This window comes from Tenacibaculum agarivorans, from assembly GCF_001936575.1.
Taxonomy (GTDB): Bacteria; Bacteroidota; Bacteroidia; order Flavobacteriales; family Flavobacteriaceae; genus Polaribacter; species Polaribacter agarivorans.
Genome location: NZ_MSMP01000021.1, coordinates 37,132 through 54,689, shown reverse-complemented (window position 1 = coordinate 54,689; position 17,558 = coordinate 37,132). Strand labels below are relative to the sequence as shown.

The window sequence follows — 17,558 nt, the reverse complement described above, 5'->3', positions numbered from 1 at the left end:
AATATTTGGTAACTTTTTTCTGTGCGTAAGAAAAATTTTTACTTTAATTTTGCGCTGGCGTTAGATGTAGTTTGATTTCATTTAAGGTATTATTTTGAAGGGTTTTTATACTTTTAATTTGAAAAATTTAATCTAACAAACTTGTTAGTTTTTCAAACACTTCTTTCGCCTCTTTTTTTCCATACAGAATACTATATACTGCATTTATTATAGGCGTTTTGGCTCCATTTTCTTGGTTTATTTTATAAGCACTTTTGGTAGCGTAATATCCCTCAGCAACCATATTCATTTCTAACATTGCAGATTTTACGGTATATCCTTTACCGATCATATTACCAAACATTCTATTTCTACTAAATACAGAATAACCTGTAACTAAAAGGTCTCCCAAATATGCTGAGTTGTTGATATTTCGTTTCATTCGGTGGACTTTTTTAATGTATCGTTTCATTTCACGAATTGCATTACTCATTAAAACCGATTGAAAATTATCCCCATATCCTAAACCATGTGCTATTCCCGCAGCAATAGCATATATATTTTTTAACATCGCAGAATACTCCGTTCCAAAAATATCGTCTGATACCTTTGTTTTAATGTATCTACTTTTAATGTATTTGCTTAATTCTTTTGCTTTCTTTTGATCTTGGCAAGCCACAGTTAAATACGATAAACGCTCCATGGCTACCTCTTCAGCATGACAAGGACCTGCTATTACACCGATGTTTTCATAAGAAACATTATAATGTTTATGAAAATGTTCACCGACTATTAAACCCGTTTCGGGAACAATACCTTTAATCGCAGAAAAAATTATTTTATTGTCTAAAGGTAACGTTAATTTCTCTAACTCAGCATTTAAGAATGCTGAAGGAACTGCAAAAATCAGGACATCATAATTTTTAACAACTTCATTAATATTGTCGGTTAAATCTAGCTGTTCTGGGTGTAATTCTGCAGAACTTAAGTAATTTGGGTTATGTTTATTTCGTTTTATATGCTCTATAGCATAAACACTTCTCATATACCATCCTATAGTTTCTTTATTTTCAGAAAGCATTTTCACTATTGCAGTAGCCCAGCTACCTCCCCCAATAACAGCTATTTTTTCAAATTCAATCATAATTGTCCTTTGTTTCGTAATGCTAAATTAATAAATCTATAACCTAGTGTGTAATAGTAATGTTATTTATCTTTGATTGTGAAAAAAATAACGAATGAACGTACAAATAATTAACAAATCTAAACACCAAACTCCTGCATATGAAACTGAAGGTTCTGCTGGAATGGATTTACGAGCAAATTTAAACGAACCTATTGTATTAAAACCTTTAGAAAGAGCTATTGTAAAAACAGGGTTGTTTTTTGCTTTACCTCAAGGTTACGAGGCGCAAGTACGTCCAAGAAGTGGACTAGCAGCTAAAAAAGGAATTACTGTACTTAACTCTCCAGGCACTGTAGATGCTGATTATAGAGGAGAAATTGGTGTGATTTTAGTCAATCTTTCTAATGAAGATTTTGTAATAAATGATGGTGAACGCATTGCACAACTAGTAATTGCAAAACACGAACGTGTAACTTGGAAGGAAGTTAAAATATTAGATGAAACCGAAAGAGGATCCGGCGGATTTGGAAGTACTGGAGTATAATAATATTACCACTAAAAATTAAAAAGAGAAGATTATAAAAAATAATCTTCTCTTTTTAATTCATAAACTAAATATTTATTCCTCTTTTTGAACCTCTAGATCTTTATCACTATTCCTTGCTCTTTTGATTCTTTGTTACTTTCAATTTTTCTTACACACTTTTTCTAACTTTTATTATCTATACTCTGGTAGTGTAGTAAATTAGGTTGTATTAAAACATATAATTATAAATAATTAAAAATCAGTATTTTTAAAAAAATAAGAATTTATTTTTTTAGGTATAAAAGATGCCATATTTAGACTATGACTGGGAAATATTATAATTATGATAAACAGGCATGAAAAATTATTTATCTTTGTTTATAATGGATTTGTGATGGATATACAAGCAAAAAGAATAGAGTTAGCAAAATGGATTCTCGACGTTGGAGAAGACTTACTCAATAAAGTAAATGCTATTAAAGAAAACAGTTCAAGTGAAATTATAGTTTATTCCGTTAGTGGAGAACCATTAACAAAGGAAGTATATGTGAAAAAGATTAAAGAAGCTGAAGCACGTATTGAATCAGGACAGTTTACTTCTCATGATGACCTTTTAAAGGAAATGCAAGACTGGTAATGAGCAAACCAAAACAGATAGTTCCTATTTGGGACAACTATGCTAAAGAGGATTTAAAACGTATTTATAAGTTTAACAAAAAATACTTTTCATTAGAATTTGCTAAAAAGATTAGAGATGAAATTTATCAGCGAGTAGGAGACATCGTTTTCTTAGAACAATGGCAAAAAGACGACATATTAGGTGAACCTTATAGAAGAGTTGTAATTCGGCATTACAAAATTGTATATCGAGTAGTTAATAAAGAAAAGATTTATATTTTAATGGTTTTTGATACACGACGAGATCCAATAGAATATAAACTCAAGAAATAGTTAAAAAATAATGTGAAAACATTGCTTTTTTTATTTTAAACATTAGTTCATTATTACCACTTTTCCGAACGAATCCTTTCGTGTTGTCTATGACAACTTCAAATAATAATGAAATACCTAAAATCATACTAAATGTATTACTTTACTATTGTATGTTTTTTTTAGTTATTAACTATTGCTTTAAAAATAAACTAATAGTACTTTTATACTGCTAAAATTACATTGCTATGAGTAAAAACTACAAAGTAGTTATAGATTATTCTAGAAAAAGATTACTGGATAATACAAATATATCTAAAATGTTAGGCTAAAGGAATACCACACGAAAAGACTCATATGGGAAGGAAGTAGACCCTCTTTCTTTTCCCATTTAAAATAAAAAAACACACAAACATAACAATTGATCTACCTACTTCTCTTACTGTTAATAACCATATTTTTTCAAGATTTTAAAGAAAGAAAAGTATCCCTATGGATTTTTCCGTCAGTCATACTATTAAGTGGGTATTTATACTATAAACAAACTTTTTTACAACTTTATGCCTATAATATAGGTATCAACTTAACTACGTTAGTATTGCTGTTTTTAATAGTATTTTTATATACTAAATTCAAGCTCAAGCAAACTTTTTTTTCAGCCATGGGTTTAGGAGATATACTATTTTTTGTGGTTTTTGCGGTTGGTTTTCCTACTCCAACTTTTTTAGTACTATTTAGTTGTTCTTTAATTTTTGCACTTTTGGTGTTTTTAGTACTAAAAAATAATCTTAAACATTCAACAGTTCCCCTAGCAGGTTTACAAGCCCTATTTTTATGTCTAATTTTATTCCTAAATTTGGCATTCAAAATAGTAAACTTATATGCTATCTAAATGAAAGAGAGAAACTTTGATATTACTACCGAGCTCTTACAATTAATACCTTCTGAATTGGCTTATCAATACAGAATTATTCCTGTTCAAAACAATCAAGAAAGTATTACATTTTTAACCGATACCAATAATGTAAATGAGTTAAAAAATGAATTGGAAATTGTACTCGGTACCACTGTTGCACTACAAATAGAACAACAAGAGGTTATCAATCAATTTTTACTAAGCAACTATAGAAAAAGAAACAAAAACACCTCTACATTAACCTATTCTGATGATTTTTTACTGAATATTATTCATGAAGCCAAAGAAATAGGCAGTAGTGATATTCATTTTGAAGCATTTGAAGAAATGAATAAAGTTCGTTTTAGAATAGATGGAAAACTCATTGAAAAGTATCTAATTTCTGTAAGCGAATATCCTAAAATTATCAACCGATTAAAGATTATGTCGGGTATGGATATTTCAGAAAAAAGATTACCTCAAGACGGCCGTATTAATATTAGTACTTCACATGAAGATTTTGATATCAGGGTATCATCATTACCTACTTTGCATGGTGAAAAGCTAGTATTACGTATACTTTCTAAAAATAGCGTCGCTATTCAATTAGAAAAATTAGGTTTTACTACTGAAGAACTAAAAACCTATAAAAATTCCGTTAAAAAACCCAATGGTATTATTCTAATATCTGGGCCTACCGGTTCTGGTAAAACTACCACGCTTTATGCCACCTTAAAAGAACTCAACAAGGAAGATACCAATATTCTTACTATAGAAGATCCTATAGAATATACTTTAGAAGGTGTAAACCAAGTACAATTAAAAGAAGATATCGGTTTGGACTTTGCCAGTACTTTACGAACATTTTTGCGTCAAGATCCTGATGTAATCATGGTGGGTGAGATTAGAGATGTAGCTACAGCTAATATGGCTATTAGAGCTGCATTAACAGGACATTTAGTACTCTCTACTATTCATACAAATTCTGCTTGGGGAACCATTTCTAGATTGATAGACATGGGCGTACCTTCTTTTTTAATTGCTAGTACTTTAAACGTAAGTGTAGCACAACGTTTAGTAAGAAAACTTTGTGATCATTGTAAAGTAGAAGTAGCAACAGAAGCAGATGATGTCCCTGAAGAATTGTACTCAAAAGGAATCATTACTAGTCATTATACCGCTGTGGGTTGTGAACACTGTTATCAAACAGGTTATAAAGGTAGAAAAGCCATTTATGAAATTATTCCTGTAACCAAAGACATTGAAAAGGCTATTAAAAAGGAAGAATTAGAAATTGAAGCCTATTTAGCAGAAAAAAAGATCCATACCTTAAAAGATAACGCCATAACCTTAATTAAAGAAGGAATAACTTCTATAGACGAAGTATATTCATTATTAATTTCTTAAACTCATGAAAAAGCAACAAAAAACATACATTTTACTAGTTGTAGTGATCTTAATTTGGAGTGTGGTCGGATTTCAATTTTTTGGATATTTAAATGCACACACTGAAGATATACCTGAAATTAACTATAAAAAGTTTACACCTAAAGCAACTCAAAAAAAAGAAAGATATAAAGTTGCTGAGCATACTCGTGATCCTTTTTTAGACAAGTACAAAAGCGTTGCTAAAAAGAAAACTACTTCAAATCGAAAAAAAGTATCAACTATTCCTTTTCCAAACACTAGTTACCAAGGTATTGTAATGAATAAAAACAGTAAATCGTTTATTGTTACTATAAATGGAAATCAGCATATTATGAAAACCGGATCGGTTATAAATGGCGTAAAATTGGTATCAGGTAACAGTAACACCATTAGATTACGCTACCAAGGACAAACTAAAACAGTTACAAAATAAAAAAGATGTGGAAGTGGAACAAAAAAGTGAACGCAGGAGCATTGCAATACGTGTTGGTTGTTTCTGTTATTATACTGATTATTTTAGCCGCTTTTATTCAATTAATTAACGTACAGCATAAAATAGCTCAAAAAAACAACTTGTATAAACAGGCAGTTTTTAATGTGACTAACGGATTTAGGTATCTATCTACACAAAACCTAACTTACAATACAGAAAATCAATTAAAATTCTCTGAAAACGAAAAAGAAGAGACACTTTTATATCAAAAAAAATGGGGACTTTTTGATGTGGTTAGCATAACGGCTAAAGTGAATAAAGAACGTTTTCAAAAAATTGGTTTAATAGGAAATCAAATACAAAATAAATCAGCTATTTACTTAACGGAAAAAAATACTCCGTTAGTTCTCGTAGGGACTACTCACATTAAGGGAAATGCTTTTTTACCAAAACAAGGGGTAAAAAGAGGAAATATTGCAGGAACTTCTTTTTATGGAAATAGACTAATTCATGGAAACTCTTATAAAAGTGCTTCTCATTTGCCTGAAAATAATAGAATCAAACAACTCGAAAATACGACTATCGTTTCTACCAATAACTTCGAATTAAAAGAAGATATGAAATTGGTACAGTCTTTTCATAAAGAAACCTTATTCTATTCAGATTATCAACCGATAAGACTTCAAAATATTACTTTAAAAGGAAATATTATTATCACATCAAATAGCAAAATAACTGTTGAAAAAGAGACTGTTTTAGAAGATATTATACTAAAAGCTCCTGAAATAGAAATTAAATCGGGGGTACAAGGAAATTTTCAAGCTATAGCAACCAAAAAAATTACTGTTGATAATCAAGTGAATTTATTCTATCCTTCAGCTCTTGTCATTAATTATAAGAAAGACAAAATAGAAGATGATCACGGCATTTTTATTGGTAAAAAAAGTGATATCAAAGGAGGAATAGTATTTCTTAAAAAAGAATCAAAAGAAATCAGCTACTTTCCACAAATTAAAATAGAAGAAAGTGCTGAAGTAACAGGTGAAGTTTTCTGTAAAGGAAATGTAGAACTATTAGGGAATGTAAAAGGTGAAGTATATGCTGATAATTTTATCACCAGACAATTCGGAAGCGTATATATAAACCACATTTATAATGGTAGTGTAAATGCTATAAATTTACCTCAACAATATGTTGGATTAGGAATTAGTTCTAATAAAAAGTCAGTAGCAAAATGGTTATATTAAAGAAAATTAAAGCCTCTTCTTTAAATGAAGTTTTAGTAGCTACCGTAATTATAGTTTTGGTTTTTGGTATAGCTATGGCAATTTTAAGTAATTTACTCCGTAGCATACATAAAAGAGATAATTATGAACAAAATACTGTGCTTCATGAATTAATATATCAATACAATACCAATGCTTTGCAACTTCCTTACGTGTCAAGCGATGGAAAATTTAGCTATGATATACATAAAGAAAAAGAAAATAATATAGAATGGATACACTTTGAAATTACTGCTAAAAAGAACAATAAAAAGTTAATTAAAAAACTCATTGCAAATGAAGAAGATTGACGCCTTTACACTTACAGAATTAATTGTAGTAATGATTGTATCTACCATTGTGGTATCTATGGCATTTATGGCATTATCTATGGTAAAAAGACAAGTAGGATCTATTCAAAATCGATTTCAGAAAAAAGAAGAATTGGTACGATTTGAAAAAATAATACATAAAGATTTTAACAACTACGGAATCGGTAATTTGAAAGGAAATAATAACGTGCAATTTAAAAATGCTTTGGATTCAGTGATGTATCAAATTAAAGACACTTACGTTCTTAGAAATAAGGATACATTTGCCATTGCCATACATAATAGTGCGTTTTTATTAGATGGTAAAAAAGTAAACTCGGGTTTTATAGATGCTTTTCGTTTTGAAGCTCAACATGTGAATAACAGAAGTTCATTTGTATATGCTGAAAAAGATGCTGCTTTTTATGTAAATGATTAATTATGGGATTTGAAATAAAAAAAGTACAAAAAAATACTACGGAAAACAGTTTTGACATTGATCAAATCCTGAAAAAAGAAATTTCTTTATTTGGTAATTCTTTTACCAATAAAAAAAAGGAAGCTTTTTATACCGAATTGTATGTATTATTACAAGCTGGTTTAGAATTAAAAGATGCTTTAGATCTTATTGCTAAAGAACAGAAAAAAGAACAAGATATTAACTTGTTTCAAACCATTATACAAGGTTTAATTTCTGGAAAGAATTTTTCCGATGCACTTCAACTGCACAAAGCATTTTCTGATTATGAATTTTACTCTGTTCAAATTGGAGAAAGAACAGGAACTTTACATAAGGTAATTGAAGAATTAAGTGTTTTTTATAAAAGAAAAAACGAACAAAAAAGAACGGTGATTAATGCCTTATCTTATCCTATAATTATTCTTTTTACAGCCTTTTTTGCTGTTATTTTTATGATGCAATTTGTGGTGCCTATGTTTGCTGATATTTTCAAACAAAATGGTATTAAATTGCCTTGGATAACTGAAAAAATAATTAACGTTTCTAATTTTTTCAGAGCATATTATTGGATATTTCTTGTCATGATTGCTGTATGGATGATCTTTAGAAGTATTGTTAAATCTAAAGAATGGTATAAACGATTTTCTGCTACTATGGTACTAAGATTACCTTTTATTGGGGAATTTTTACGAAAAGTAAAAATAGCGCAGTTTACACAAGCGATAACGTTATTAATTGGAGCTAAAGTACCTTTGTTAAATGGAATTCAGCTCACACAAAAAATGATTACATTTTATCCATTACAAAACGCTTTAAAAACTATAGAATCGGATATTTTATTGGGAAAATCATTTTCTGAAAGTATCAGTAAACACAAAGTATTTGATTCTAAAATGGCTGCATTGATAAAAGTAGCTGAAGAAACTAACCAAAATCAAGTAATTTTTCAACGTCTAACAGAACAATACAATAAAGATATTGAATACCGATCTAAAATGTTAAGTTCTGTATTAGAGCCCGTAATTATTTTAGTCTTAGGTGTTGTTATTGCTACTATTTTAGTAGCTATGTACATACCAATGTTTAACTTAAGTACGGTTATTAATTAATAATAGTCAATAGTTTTCAGTACTAGTATTAATATGTCTATTTTCTTGGCTTTTGGTTCTCGTTTCTCAAAAACAGATTGCTTCACTCCACTGCGTTCCACTCGCAAAGACGTTCATTTTTTCCGTTATCACGAGGAATTGAAATAATGAAGTGATCTCATTACTATTAGTTGGCAGTTTCCAGTACTTCAGTAGCAGTATAAATTGTCTCTTTTCTTCTTTCTTGCATCTAGTCTCTCAAATAACAGATTGCTTCATCTCCCTTTCTCATTTCCTTCGAGAACCTCAGGAAACGTTTAGGGTCTACTTACAAAGATATTTTCTTTTTGTCTTGAACTTAAATTCTTCTTTTGTAAAAATCTTTACAAACTAATCTTTAACTACTTCCTTCAATTTTTTGTCTTGGTCTATTTCCCAAACATTTCTAATACCATCACCATCAAAATCACTAACAGCAGTTGCTCTGGCTTTAAATGAATTGGTAGAAGCTTCAATAATTTCATAGCTATAATATGCTGTTCCACCTTGTTCTAAATTTGCTGGTGGTTCAAAATCTATATCATTAAAATTATTTGAATATTTAGAGTTCAAATAGAAGTAGTCCTTTTGTAAACTACACAAATGATTCAATTGAATTTTAGCTTCAATACTTTTGGCTTTAGTAACTTGTTTCATTAAAGAAGGCATAGCTATTAACACAAGAATACCAATAATTACCATCACTACTAATAATTCTTGTAAGTTAAAGGCGTCTACTTTTTTATTTAAAGATTTCAATTTCATATCAATATCATTGATTTTATTTACCTGCAAAATTATAAAAAAGAAATTATTTTATACTTTTACACTCAGTTTAAAATAATAAAAATGAAAAAGAGCTTTATAATCTTTCTATACTATAAAAATGAAAGATTACATACCAAACCATTGCAATTCATCAATAATACATATTAAATGGCTCTGAAAGATCATTTATTTTTCGGAAATACATACTGTGCTGTTGAATACTCTTTTGATTCAGAGGGCAATGAAGTTTTATATTGTTTACAACTCACTAAAAGCAAAGGAGAGCTACTACTTGCTAATTCTGATAAATTTTTCACTACTGAAAGTTTATTTGAGCATCTTAAAAAGATAGATCAAAAGCATTTGGTTGTACTACTCAACAATAAGCAAGTGTTATCTAAGTCTGTTACTACTCTAGATGATAATGAAACACGTATTTTTAAAAGTGCTTTTCCAACACTTTCATTACAAGATTTTTATCTACAAATAGAAGAATCACCAAACACAAGTTTCATTTCTATCGTACGACAAGATTATGTTCAGCAAATATTAGAAGAGTTTAACTCTAACGATCTAAAAGTATTAGATATTGCTTTAGGAAACTTATCTATAAGTTCCATTATACCAATGATTTCATCAAATGATGTTTTCACTTCAAATGCAAAGTTAACACTCGAACAAAACGCTATTCAATCGATCTCTAAACATTTTCAAGTCAATGACTATGATATTAATGGTTTACACATCACTAGTGAGTATTTACTTAGTTTAGGAGCTATTGTTAACTTTTATCTATACAACACTACTCAGTATAAAAAAGAATTGGTTAGTAGTTTTAAAGATCAAAAACTCTTTAATCTTGGATATAAAGTCGCTTTAGGTGTAATTTTCATATTGGTGTTAATTAACTTTCTTTTTTTTAATAACTACAATACCAAAGTAAATCAACTTTCACAAGAATTAGAAATTAAAAAGGATGCTAAGCTTACCCTAAAAAAGTTAAATGATAATGTTACTAAAAAGAAAAAATTAGTAGCAGAATTACAAAACTCTTCCTCTTTTTCTGTAGCGAAATATACAGATCAAATTGTTACTTCAATTCCTAAATCCATTGTCCTTACTGAAATTAACTATCAACCTTTAGTAGGCGTTTTAAAAGAGGGAAAAGAAGCTAAATTTAAAGGAAAAGAAATTGAAGTTAAAGGTGTTTTAAATGATTATGTTGAGTTTACAAACTGGATAGATGAAATTGAAAAAAAGGAGTGGGTAGAGAAATTGTTAGAGCTATCTACTGAAAAAGAAAAAAGGAAAAAGAATACGAATTTTCATCTTTTAATTCTGATCAAATAATGAGTTATAAAAGAAAAAATATCATGGTATTGATTGGTTTTATATTGCTATTACCAATACTTTATTTTGTAAGTTTTAAAAGTACTTTTGAATTAAAAAATTCGTATCAAAACTTAATCAAAGAAAAAGAAACTGCTGAAAATATAACATCAAATATTCGCTTTTTAAAACAAGAAGATAAATATATAGACTCTATATTGGCTGCTGAAAATGTTTTTCTAAACAATTCATTTCAGCAAATTTTATTGAAAAAAATCAATACGTATAAAAATGCTGATAAAATTGAAATTATTGAATTTAATAATGGCGTAGAAATTTTAGATAACGCTATTGCATCTCAAGTTTACCCTATCACATTAAAAGGAGATTTTAATGCCTTGCTTCAGTTTTTAAATTATTTCGAACAAGAAGGTTTAGGTGAAATAAAATCGTACAGTTTTAAAAAGAAAAAAGACTACGCTAGAAGAAATGAATATTTAGTACTAGAATTACTATTTAAAAAAGTAATTTCAAATCAATAGTATAAAACTAAACCAATAGCTTATATACCTGGCTCATTTTTCTATACCTATCATGTAATAAATCAAAAGGTAAAAAACAGTGAGAATGGTATTGATACCCTATTTTTTTATAAAACTGAAATGCTTGTGGCTTTTCATCCATAGCATCTAACCAAATCAACTCATATTGTTTTTGTAATGCTGTAGATTCTAACCATTCTAATAGTTTTTTGCCAACACCTTTACCCTGAATTTTACTATGTAAGTAAATTCTATGGAGTTTAACAGACTTTTTCTTCTCATTATAGTTATCTAGTGTCTTATCCCAAATAATTCTAAAATTTCCTACTTTTTCGCCATTATAAAGCACAAAAAAGTATTCAGCATTTTCTTCTAATAATTCTTTACTAATATTCTCTTCAGAATATTGTGTATTCACATACCAATCTCCTCCATCTTGCCAAAAATAATCATAGGCTTGTGGGTATACTTCTTTCATCAAGTTAAAAAGATCTGCTGCTTCGGAATTTGAAATTTCTTGCAATGAAATTTTCTCGTTAACTAGTATCATTCTTTTTTTAATAACGAAACTAGTTATAAAATGTAGAGACTAAAAATAGAACTGAAAATTACACATGTTTATTCTTTTATGTTTAAAAACATATATGATGCTTTATAAAGTAACTATTCTTCAGGTTTTTATCCTTAAAATGAAGCTGCAATCAAATTTAGCTTTACATCAGAAAAGTGAGAAGTTCTTCGTACTACCTCAACAAAACGCTGAATAGATTCTTTACAATCAGGATAACCTATATTTTTATTTCCTTCATTATAGGAAACAACAATATCATTTCCATCACTATCTAATATACACCAAAATGGAAATTTTATCTCTTTACAATTACTCTCACCAAAAAATTTCATTGGATTGGTACAGTCTACATAATCAGAGGTTTCTTTTTTAGGTATAAAAATATCTACAATAATGTAGTTGGTACTGAATAACTCTTTGAAAGAATCTTTATTCATTTTCCTCCTCATTTTTTTACTAAACCTACAATTAGTAGAATAGTAATTAATAAAAACGTGTTTGTTCTCTTGTTTTGCTTTTAATAAAGCTTCGTTAATCATTTTTGTTGAATCATTTTCTTGTGCTAAAGAAAACTGAAATAAAAACAGAAAAAATAGTAGATTAAAAGGTTTCATAATATTGGGGGGTATGGTTTATATCAACCTAATTTACAGAATATTGCTATGAAATAAAAACAATATTTGTTAGTGTATATAAAATTGGGGATTTTACCTAAATTTTAAATCCATAAAAAAATCGGCTAATAAATTAGCCGATTTTTTTGTATGATTATTTTTGTAAAAGTTACTCTTGATTTTCGATAGCTTCTTTAATCTTAGTTTCTAACTCTTCCATTAACTCAGGGTTATCTTTAATTAAGCCTTTTACAGCATCTCTTCCCTGACCTAATTTAGTATCACCATAACTAAACCAAGATCCACTCTTTTTAACAATACCTAGTTCTACACCAATATCAAGAATTTCTCCTACTTTAGAAACTCCTGCTCCATACATAATATCGAATTCGGCCGTTTGAAATGGTGGTGCAACTTTATTTTTTACCACCTTCACTTTAGTACTGTTTCCAATTACTCTATCACCATCTTTAATCTGTGTTCTCCTACGAATATCTAATCGAACAGATGCATAGAATTTTAATGCATTACCACCAGTAGTTGTTTCTGGATTACCAAACATAACTCCAATTTTTTCACGTAACTGGTTAATGAAAATTACAGTACAATTCGTTTTGCTAATAGTAGCGGTTAATTTACGTAAAGCTTGCGACATTAAACGTGCATGTAATCCCATTTTAGAATCACCCATTTCACCTTCAATCTCTGATTTAGGCGTTAATGCTGCTACCGAATCTACCACTACAATATCAATTGCTCCAGAACGAATTAAATTGTCAGCAATCTCTAAAGCTTGCTCACCATGATCCGGTTGAGATATAATTAAATTATCAACATCAATTCCTAGACTTTCTGCATAAAAACGATCAAAAGCATGTTCTGCATCTATAAATGCTGCTATTCCTCCTGCTTTTTGTGCTTCTGCTATAGCGTGTAAGGTTAACGTAGTTTTACCAGAAGATTCAGGTCCATATATTTCTATAATTCTTCCTCTAGGATATCCACCAACTCCTAACGCCAAATCTAATCCTAAAGAGCCAGAAGATATTGCATCTACATCATCAATAACTTTATCTCCTAACTTCATTACGGTACCTTTACCGTAAGACTTATCTAATTTATCTAGAGTAAGTTGAAGCGCTTTTAATTTCGCTTCCTTTTCTTTATCTGCTGCCATAAAATTGCTAAAAAATTTTGTAAAATAAGATGCGCTAAGTTATGAAAAACTAATGCATTTTTTTGTATAATTGCACCCTAATTCAATTAAAAAAAAATTCTATGAAAAAATTACTTTTATCAGTTGTTTTTATTCATTTGTCATTCCTATGTTTTTCTCAGGAAGAGATTGTTGAAACTCCTAATAACGAATTTCAAAAGAAAATTGATAGTATCAATTCTAGTTTTAGTTACAAAACAGGAAAAGTAGTATTAGATAATGGTTTGGCAGAAATAAATGTTCCTACGGGTTACAAATTTTTAGATGCAGAACAGAGTTCAATGGTTTTAACTGATTTATGGGGAAATCCTCCTTCTGAAGTTTTAGGAATGTTATTTCCTGAAAATGTTGGTCCTATTAGTGATAATTTTACCTATGCTGTGGAGATAACCTATTCTGATGATGGATATATTAATGATGAAGATGCTAAAGATATTGATTACAATGATCTTTTATCTGAAATGCAAAATGATACTGATGCCTCAAACGAACAAAGAGAAAAATTAGGTTACCCTTCTATACATTTAGTAGGTTGGGCTTCTGAGCCTTTTTATGATGAAAATACCAAAAAATTACACTGGGCTAAAGAGTTAAAATTTGGAACAGATAGTATTAATACACTAAACTATAACATTAGGGTTTTAGGTAGATCTGGATATTTAAACTTAAATGCTATTGGGACTATGGATGTTTTGCCTTTAGTTAAAAATAATGTAGATCAAATATTGAGTAGTGTTGCATTTACAGAAGGGAATACTTATGCAGATTTTGATGCTAGTATAGACAAGGTTGCTGCATATGGTATTGGAGGATTAATCGCTGGAAAATTATTAGCTAAAGCTGGTTTTTTTGCTTTGATATTAAAGTTTTGGAAATTTATTGCTATTGCGGTTGTAGGTATATTTGGAGCACTTAAAAATAGAATTTTCGGAACAAAGAGTGAAGAAGCGTAAAAAATAGAGTTCTTTTTATATGAGAGCGGGTATTTTACCCGCTTTTTTTATACTATTGCTATAACAATATGAAACATAAACACTTTATTATTCATAAACCTTTTGGTTTTCTTTCTCAGTTTATCAACAATCAAACTAAACGAAAAAAGAAAATGTTAGGAGAATTACATGATTTTCCTGAAGGAACAATGGCTATAGGTAGATTGGATGTAAAATCTGAAGGATTATTGTTATTAACAACCGATGGAAAAGTAAGTGATTATATTACTACAAGAGGTAAAGTAGAAAAAGAATATTACGTTCAAGTTGATGGAGCTATTACTAACGCAGAAATTGAGCAATTAAAAACTGGTGTTAAAATTGGAATTAAAGGTGAAAAATATCTTACAAAACCTTGTAAAGTAAAGAGTATAGAAACTCCTAACTTTCCAGAACGTTCCATGAAAATTAGAGACGATCGTCACGGGCCAACTTCCTGGATTTCTATTACTTTACAAGAAGGAAAATACCGGCAAGTTCGTAAAATGACATCTGCAGTTGGTTTTCCAACATTACGTTTGGTTAGAGTACGTGTAGGAAATATTTGGTTGAATGATTTACCTTCAGGTGGAGTGGTTGAAGTTGAGGATTTGATGCAGTTAATACATTAATTTAACGTGAATCTTGGATAAACTTTTTTGTCAGTTCGAGTGATTTTACAAAGTGCTAACGGTGTAAAATTTTATCGAGAACTAGTGAAATACTTCTCGATACAAAATTATTTTCCATTGTATTACAAATAATTTTACTCGAAGTGACAGGAGTTTCTTTAAGCAAGGTTCACGTTAATTTGCTATCTTTTAAAAAGGAATCTTTAATTCTTCTTTCGTATAATTAGTTTTCATTTCCATAAATCTTAAAAATTCTACAAAACCTATTGAATGCTGATGTACAGCTATTCTGTCATTTTTAGAATAAAGTTTTAAATATCCTGATATTGTATTAAATTTAATATTTTCTATTTCACTCCATTTAGTAGTTATTTTCTTTCTTTTCCAATCTGAAGCTATTATTCTTTTCTCATCAAAAACCAACTCATAATTATAGTACCACAACAGAACTATACTACCCATTACTAAAAAGAATAATACTGTAAGTGAAGACATTATATATATATCTTTATTCCAGTGTTTAATTGCCGCACTCATAAGTACTGAACCAAACAAACAACAAATAATTCCTATCCATAAATAACTCTTATTTAGTTTCAGTGTAAATTGGTTATGAACATTTCGTTGTATTCTTTTATTTGATTTATAATCAGAATACAAAAGAATTCCCCCTATAACGGTCGGCAATAATATAACTTTAATGATATCTATGATCATCCCATTAGAAAATTAATTATTCTCTAATCATATGAATATGAGGAATTCCGTCTTCAATATAACCTTCACCTACTTGTTGAAAACCATGTGACTCGTAGAATTTCTGTAAATAGGTTTGTGCTCCTATTTTTATACTACGTGTAGAAAACTTGTTAATAACCGTATCTATAGAAAATTTCATCAAATCATGACCATAACCATATTTACGTTCTTCTTGCTTAACAATAACTCTTCCTATACTTGCTTCTTCAAAATAATCTAATGGTTTAAATAAGCGAGTATAGGCTACAATTTGGTTATTCTTTATACCTAAAACATGCAAAGCTTTATCATCTTTACCATCAATATCTTGATATACACAATCTTGTTCAACAACAAATACTTCTGAACGTAATTGTAATATACTATAAAGCTCTCTTAAAGAGAGCTCATTAAAAGATTTTACTAAAAATTCCATTTGTTAACTAGTTATTAACTACAAGCGATTTTAGATACTCTATTTTGGTGACGACCACCTTCAAAATCAGTAGATAAAAATAGTTTTACAAAGCCTAATGCTTGTTGTAAAGAAACAAAACGTGCAGGAATTGTTAATATGTTAGCATTATTATGTTGTCTAGCTAAAGCTACCAATTCATTATTCCAACATAGTGCAGCTCTAATACCTTGATGTTTGTTCGCAGTCATTTGCGCTCCGTTACCACTTCCGCATAAAATAATACCTAAATCGGCTTCCTTACTTTCAACTGCATTAGCTGTCGGATGAATTGTGTCTGGATAATCCATACTTCCATTATCATCCGTTCCAAAATTAACTACAGTATGACCTAATTCTTCTAATAGTTTGATGATTTCAAACTTATATTCTGTCCCTGCGTGATCATTACCAATAGCAATAGTCATAATTTCTTGATTTTAATTGTGTTGTTGGCCACAAAAATAGTGTTATTAACGGTTATCAACAGTAATTAACAATGCTTTTTTTGAAAAGGGTACTAAAGCTTTAAAAATAAAACACTTACCAATTTTTCTAAATTGTTAAGAACTCCTAAGAAGTTTATCAAAAGATTTTTTGGCTTTTTGAGTTTTTTTTACAATACAGCGGGCTAGGTGAATTATGCAACTTTTTTTTTAGTTTTTTAATTCAATTTTATCAACATAAAATTTACAATTTATTTACAATGAACAAGAAATTAACTATTCATAAAAAGAAGTGGATTTAAATAAATTCAGATTGTTAATAACTCTACTTTTAAGTTGATTTTCAGCTGTATTTTATACTCATAAATTGTTCATTTCATTTAATAACTCATAAAACCAAATTTATTTTCACAAATCAATTCCACAAATTAACACACTATTATAAGCAGTATTGTTTTTTTAAATTTAAAAAGAAAGAATTCTATAATAATATAAAGTGTTAATAACGAAATTTAGAAATTGATCATTCATATTTTATTTGAGTAAGTAAAACTGATTAACTCAATTGAAAATATTGTTGTCGAAATAGTACACATACGATTTTAGATTTACTAAGCATTTAAATTGAAGATTAGTTCAATAACGTGAATCTTGAATAATAAATCCTTGTTTGCTTGAAACCTTTGATAAAATTTTGTGAAACGGCTATTAATGATAGTAATTTACTAGTGATTGGGTTTATCGAAATCAAAAGTAAAATTGTATCGAAAAGTGATACTATGCTTTTTTAATGCCTT

21 protein-coding genes are annotated in these 17,558 nt (G+C 29.0%); 13 read left to right on the top strand and 8 right to left on the bottom strand.

Annotated features, from left to right (window positions below; all coding sequences use genetic code 11):
- Positions 1 to 127: 127 nt before the first annotated feature.
- Entirely contained in the window at positions 128 to 1,123 is a 996-nt protein-coding gene (locus BVC87_RS15615; protein ID WP_075343330.1) for an NAD(P)H-dependent glycerol-3-phosphate dehydrogenase, read from the bottom strand.
- Positions 1,124 to 1,217: 94 nt separating this feature from the next.
- On the opposite strand from BVC87_RS15615, the gene dut reads away from it, so the two are divergent.
- The 9 genes from dut to BVC87_RS15565 all read left to right on the top strand — a co-directional run bounded on the left by dut (position 1,218) and on the right by BVC87_RS15565 (position 8,462).
- The gene (gene dut / locus BVC87_RS15610) at positions 1,218 to 1,649 is read left to right on the top strand and encodes a dUTP diphosphatase (RefSeq protein WP_075343329.1); all 432 of its coding nucleotides are present in this window, start codon (positions 1,218 to 1,220) and stop codon (positions 1,647 to 1,649) included.
- A gap of 325 nt (positions 1,650 to 1,974) precedes the next feature.
- A complete protein-coding gene (locus tag BVC87_RS15605; RefSeq protein ID WP_143569801.1) occupies positions 1,975 to 2,268 on the top strand; it encodes a hypothetical protein in 294 nt (97 codons plus the stop codon).
- Positions 2,268 to 2,582, top strand: a complete 315-nt coding sequence (locus tag BVC87_RS15600; protein WP_075343327.1) for a type II toxin-antitoxin system RelE/ParE family toxin — start codon at positions 2,268 to 2,270, stop codon at positions 2,580 to 2,582. The genes BVC87_RS15605 and BVC87_RS15600 overlap by 1 nt, the downstream gene beginning before the upstream one ends.
- A gap of 871 nt (positions 2,583 to 3,453) precedes the next feature.
- The gene (locus tag BVC87_RS15590) at positions 3,454 to 4,863 is read left to right on the top strand and encodes a GspE/PulE family protein (protein WP_075343326.1); all 1,410 of its coding nucleotides are present in this window, start codon (positions 3,454 to 3,456) and stop codon (positions 4,861 to 4,863) included.
- Positions 4,864 to 4,867: 4 nt separating this feature from the next.
- The gene (locus BVC87_RS15585; RefSeq protein WP_075343325.1) at positions 4,868 to 5,317 is read left to right on the top strand and encodes a hypothetical protein; all 450 of its coding nucleotides are present in this window, start codon (positions 4,868 to 4,870) and stop codon (positions 5,315 to 5,317) included.
- Positions 5,318 to 5,322: 5 nt separating this feature from the next.
- Positions 5,323 to 6,564 carry a bactofilin family protein gene (locus BVC87_RS15580; protein WP_075343324.1) on the top strand — a complete coding sequence of 414 codons (1,242 nt, stop codon included), beginning with the start codon at positions 5,323 to 5,325 and terminating at the stop codon, positions 6,562 to 6,564.
- Positions 6,552 to 6,893, top strand: coding sequence for a hypothetical protein (locus BVC87_RS15575; RefSeq protein ID WP_075343323.1), 342 nt, complete (start codon positions 6,552 to 6,554; stop codon positions 6,891 to 6,893). Before BVC87_RS15580 ends, BVC87_RS15575 begins: the two co-directional genes overlap by 13 nt.
- The gene (locus BVC87_RS15570) at positions 6,880 to 7,332 is read left to right on the top strand and encodes a PulJ/GspJ family protein (RefSeq protein ID WP_075343322.1); all 453 of its coding nucleotides are present in this window, start codon (positions 6,880 to 6,882) and stop codon (positions 7,330 to 7,332) included. The genes BVC87_RS15575 and BVC87_RS15570 overlap by 14 nt, the downstream gene beginning before the upstream one ends.
- Positions 7,333 to 7,334: 2 nt before the next feature.
- Positions 7,335 to 8,462 carry a type II secretion system F family protein gene (locus tag BVC87_RS15565; protein WP_075343321.1) on the top strand — a complete coding sequence of 376 codons (1,128 nt, stop codon included), beginning with the start codon at positions 7,335 to 7,337 and terminating at the stop codon, positions 8,460 to 8,462.
- Positions 8,463 to 8,831: 369 nt separating this feature from the next.
- Here the strand turns inward: BVC87_RS15565 and BVC87_RS15560 are convergent, their stop codons facing one another.
- Positions 8,832 to 9,245: a type IV pilin protein gene (locus tag BVC87_RS15560; protein WP_075343320.1), complete on the bottom strand. Its 414-nt coding sequence runs from the start codon at positions 9,243 to 9,245 to the stop codon at positions 8,832 to 8,834.
- A 171-nt stretch (positions 9,246 to 9,416) separates the two neighbouring features.
- Here BVC87_RS15560 and BVC87_RS15555 point away from each other — a divergent pair, with 171 nt between their 5' ends.
- On the top strand, positions 9,417 to 10,598 hold the full coding sequence (locus BVC87_RS15555; protein ID WP_075343319.1) for a hypothetical protein: 1,182 nt from the start codon (positions 9,417 to 9,419) through the stop codon (positions 10,596 to 10,598).
- Positions 10,598 to 11,119, top strand: a complete 522-nt coding sequence (locus BVC87_RS15550) for a hypothetical protein (RefSeq protein ID WP_075343318.1) — start codon at positions 10,598 to 10,600, stop codon at positions 11,117 to 11,119. Before BVC87_RS15555 ends, BVC87_RS15550 begins: the two co-directional genes overlap by 1 nt.
- Positions 11,120 to 11,126: 7 nt before the next feature.
- Here BVC87_RS15550 and BVC87_RS15545 read toward each other — a convergent pair whose 3' ends face one another.
- The 3 genes from BVC87_RS15545 to recA form a co-directional block, all read right to left on the bottom strand.
- On the bottom strand, positions 11,127 to 11,669 hold the full coding sequence (locus tag BVC87_RS15545) for a GNAT family N-acetyltransferase (protein WP_075343317.1): 543 nt from the start codon (positions 11,667 to 11,669) through the stop codon (positions 11,127 to 11,129).
- Positions 11,670 to 11,803: 134 nt separating this feature from the next.
- Entirely contained in the window at positions 11,804 to 12,304 is a 501-nt protein-coding gene (locus BVC87_RS15540; RefSeq protein ID WP_075343316.1) for a hypothetical protein, read from the bottom strand.
- 169 nt (positions 12,305 to 12,473) lie between these two features.
- Positions 12,474 to 13,481 carry a recombinase RecA gene (recA, locus tag BVC87_RS15535; RefSeq protein WP_075343315.1) on the bottom strand — a complete coding sequence of 336 codons (1,008 nt, stop codon included), beginning with the start codon at positions 13,479 to 13,481 and terminating at the stop codon, positions 12,474 to 12,476.
- 101 nt (positions 13,482 to 13,582) lie between these two features.
- On the opposite strand from recA, the gene BVC87_RS15530 reads away from it, so the two are divergent.
- Positions 13,583 to 14,473, top strand: coding sequence for a DUF2167 domain-containing protein (locus BVC87_RS15530; protein WP_075343314.1), 891 nt, complete (start codon positions 13,583 to 13,585; stop codon positions 14,471 to 14,473).
- A 68-nt stretch (positions 14,474 to 14,541) separates the two neighbouring features.
- Positions 14,542 to 15,123 carry a pseudouridine synthase gene (locus tag BVC87_RS15525; protein WP_075343313.1) on the top strand — a complete coding sequence of 194 codons (582 nt, stop codon included), beginning with the start codon at positions 14,542 to 14,544 and terminating at the stop codon, positions 15,121 to 15,123.
- A 189-nt stretch (positions 15,124 to 15,312) separates the two neighbouring features.
- Here BVC87_RS15525 and BVC87_RS15520 read toward each other — a convergent pair whose 3' ends face one another.
- The 3 genes from BVC87_RS15520 to BVC87_RS15510 are packed head-to-tail and all read right to left on the bottom strand — an operon-like array spanning position 15,313 to position 16,743.
- Positions 15,313 to 15,840, bottom strand: a complete 528-nt coding sequence (locus BVC87_RS15520; RefSeq protein ID WP_075343312.1) for a hypothetical protein — start codon at positions 15,838 to 15,840, stop codon at positions 15,313 to 15,315.
- A 16-nt stretch (positions 15,841 to 15,856) separates the two neighbouring features.
- A complete protein-coding gene (locus BVC87_RS15515; RefSeq protein WP_075343311.1) occupies positions 15,857 to 16,297 on the bottom strand; it encodes a GNAT family N-acetyltransferase in 441 nt (146 codons plus the stop codon).
- Between the two features lie 14 nt (positions 16,298 to 16,311).
- Entirely contained in the window at positions 16,312 to 16,743 is a 432-nt protein-coding gene (locus tag BVC87_RS15510; RefSeq protein ID WP_075343310.1) for an RpiB/LacA/LacB family sugar-phosphate isomerase, read from the bottom strand.
- Positions 16,744 to 17,558: the final 815 nt, after the last annotated feature.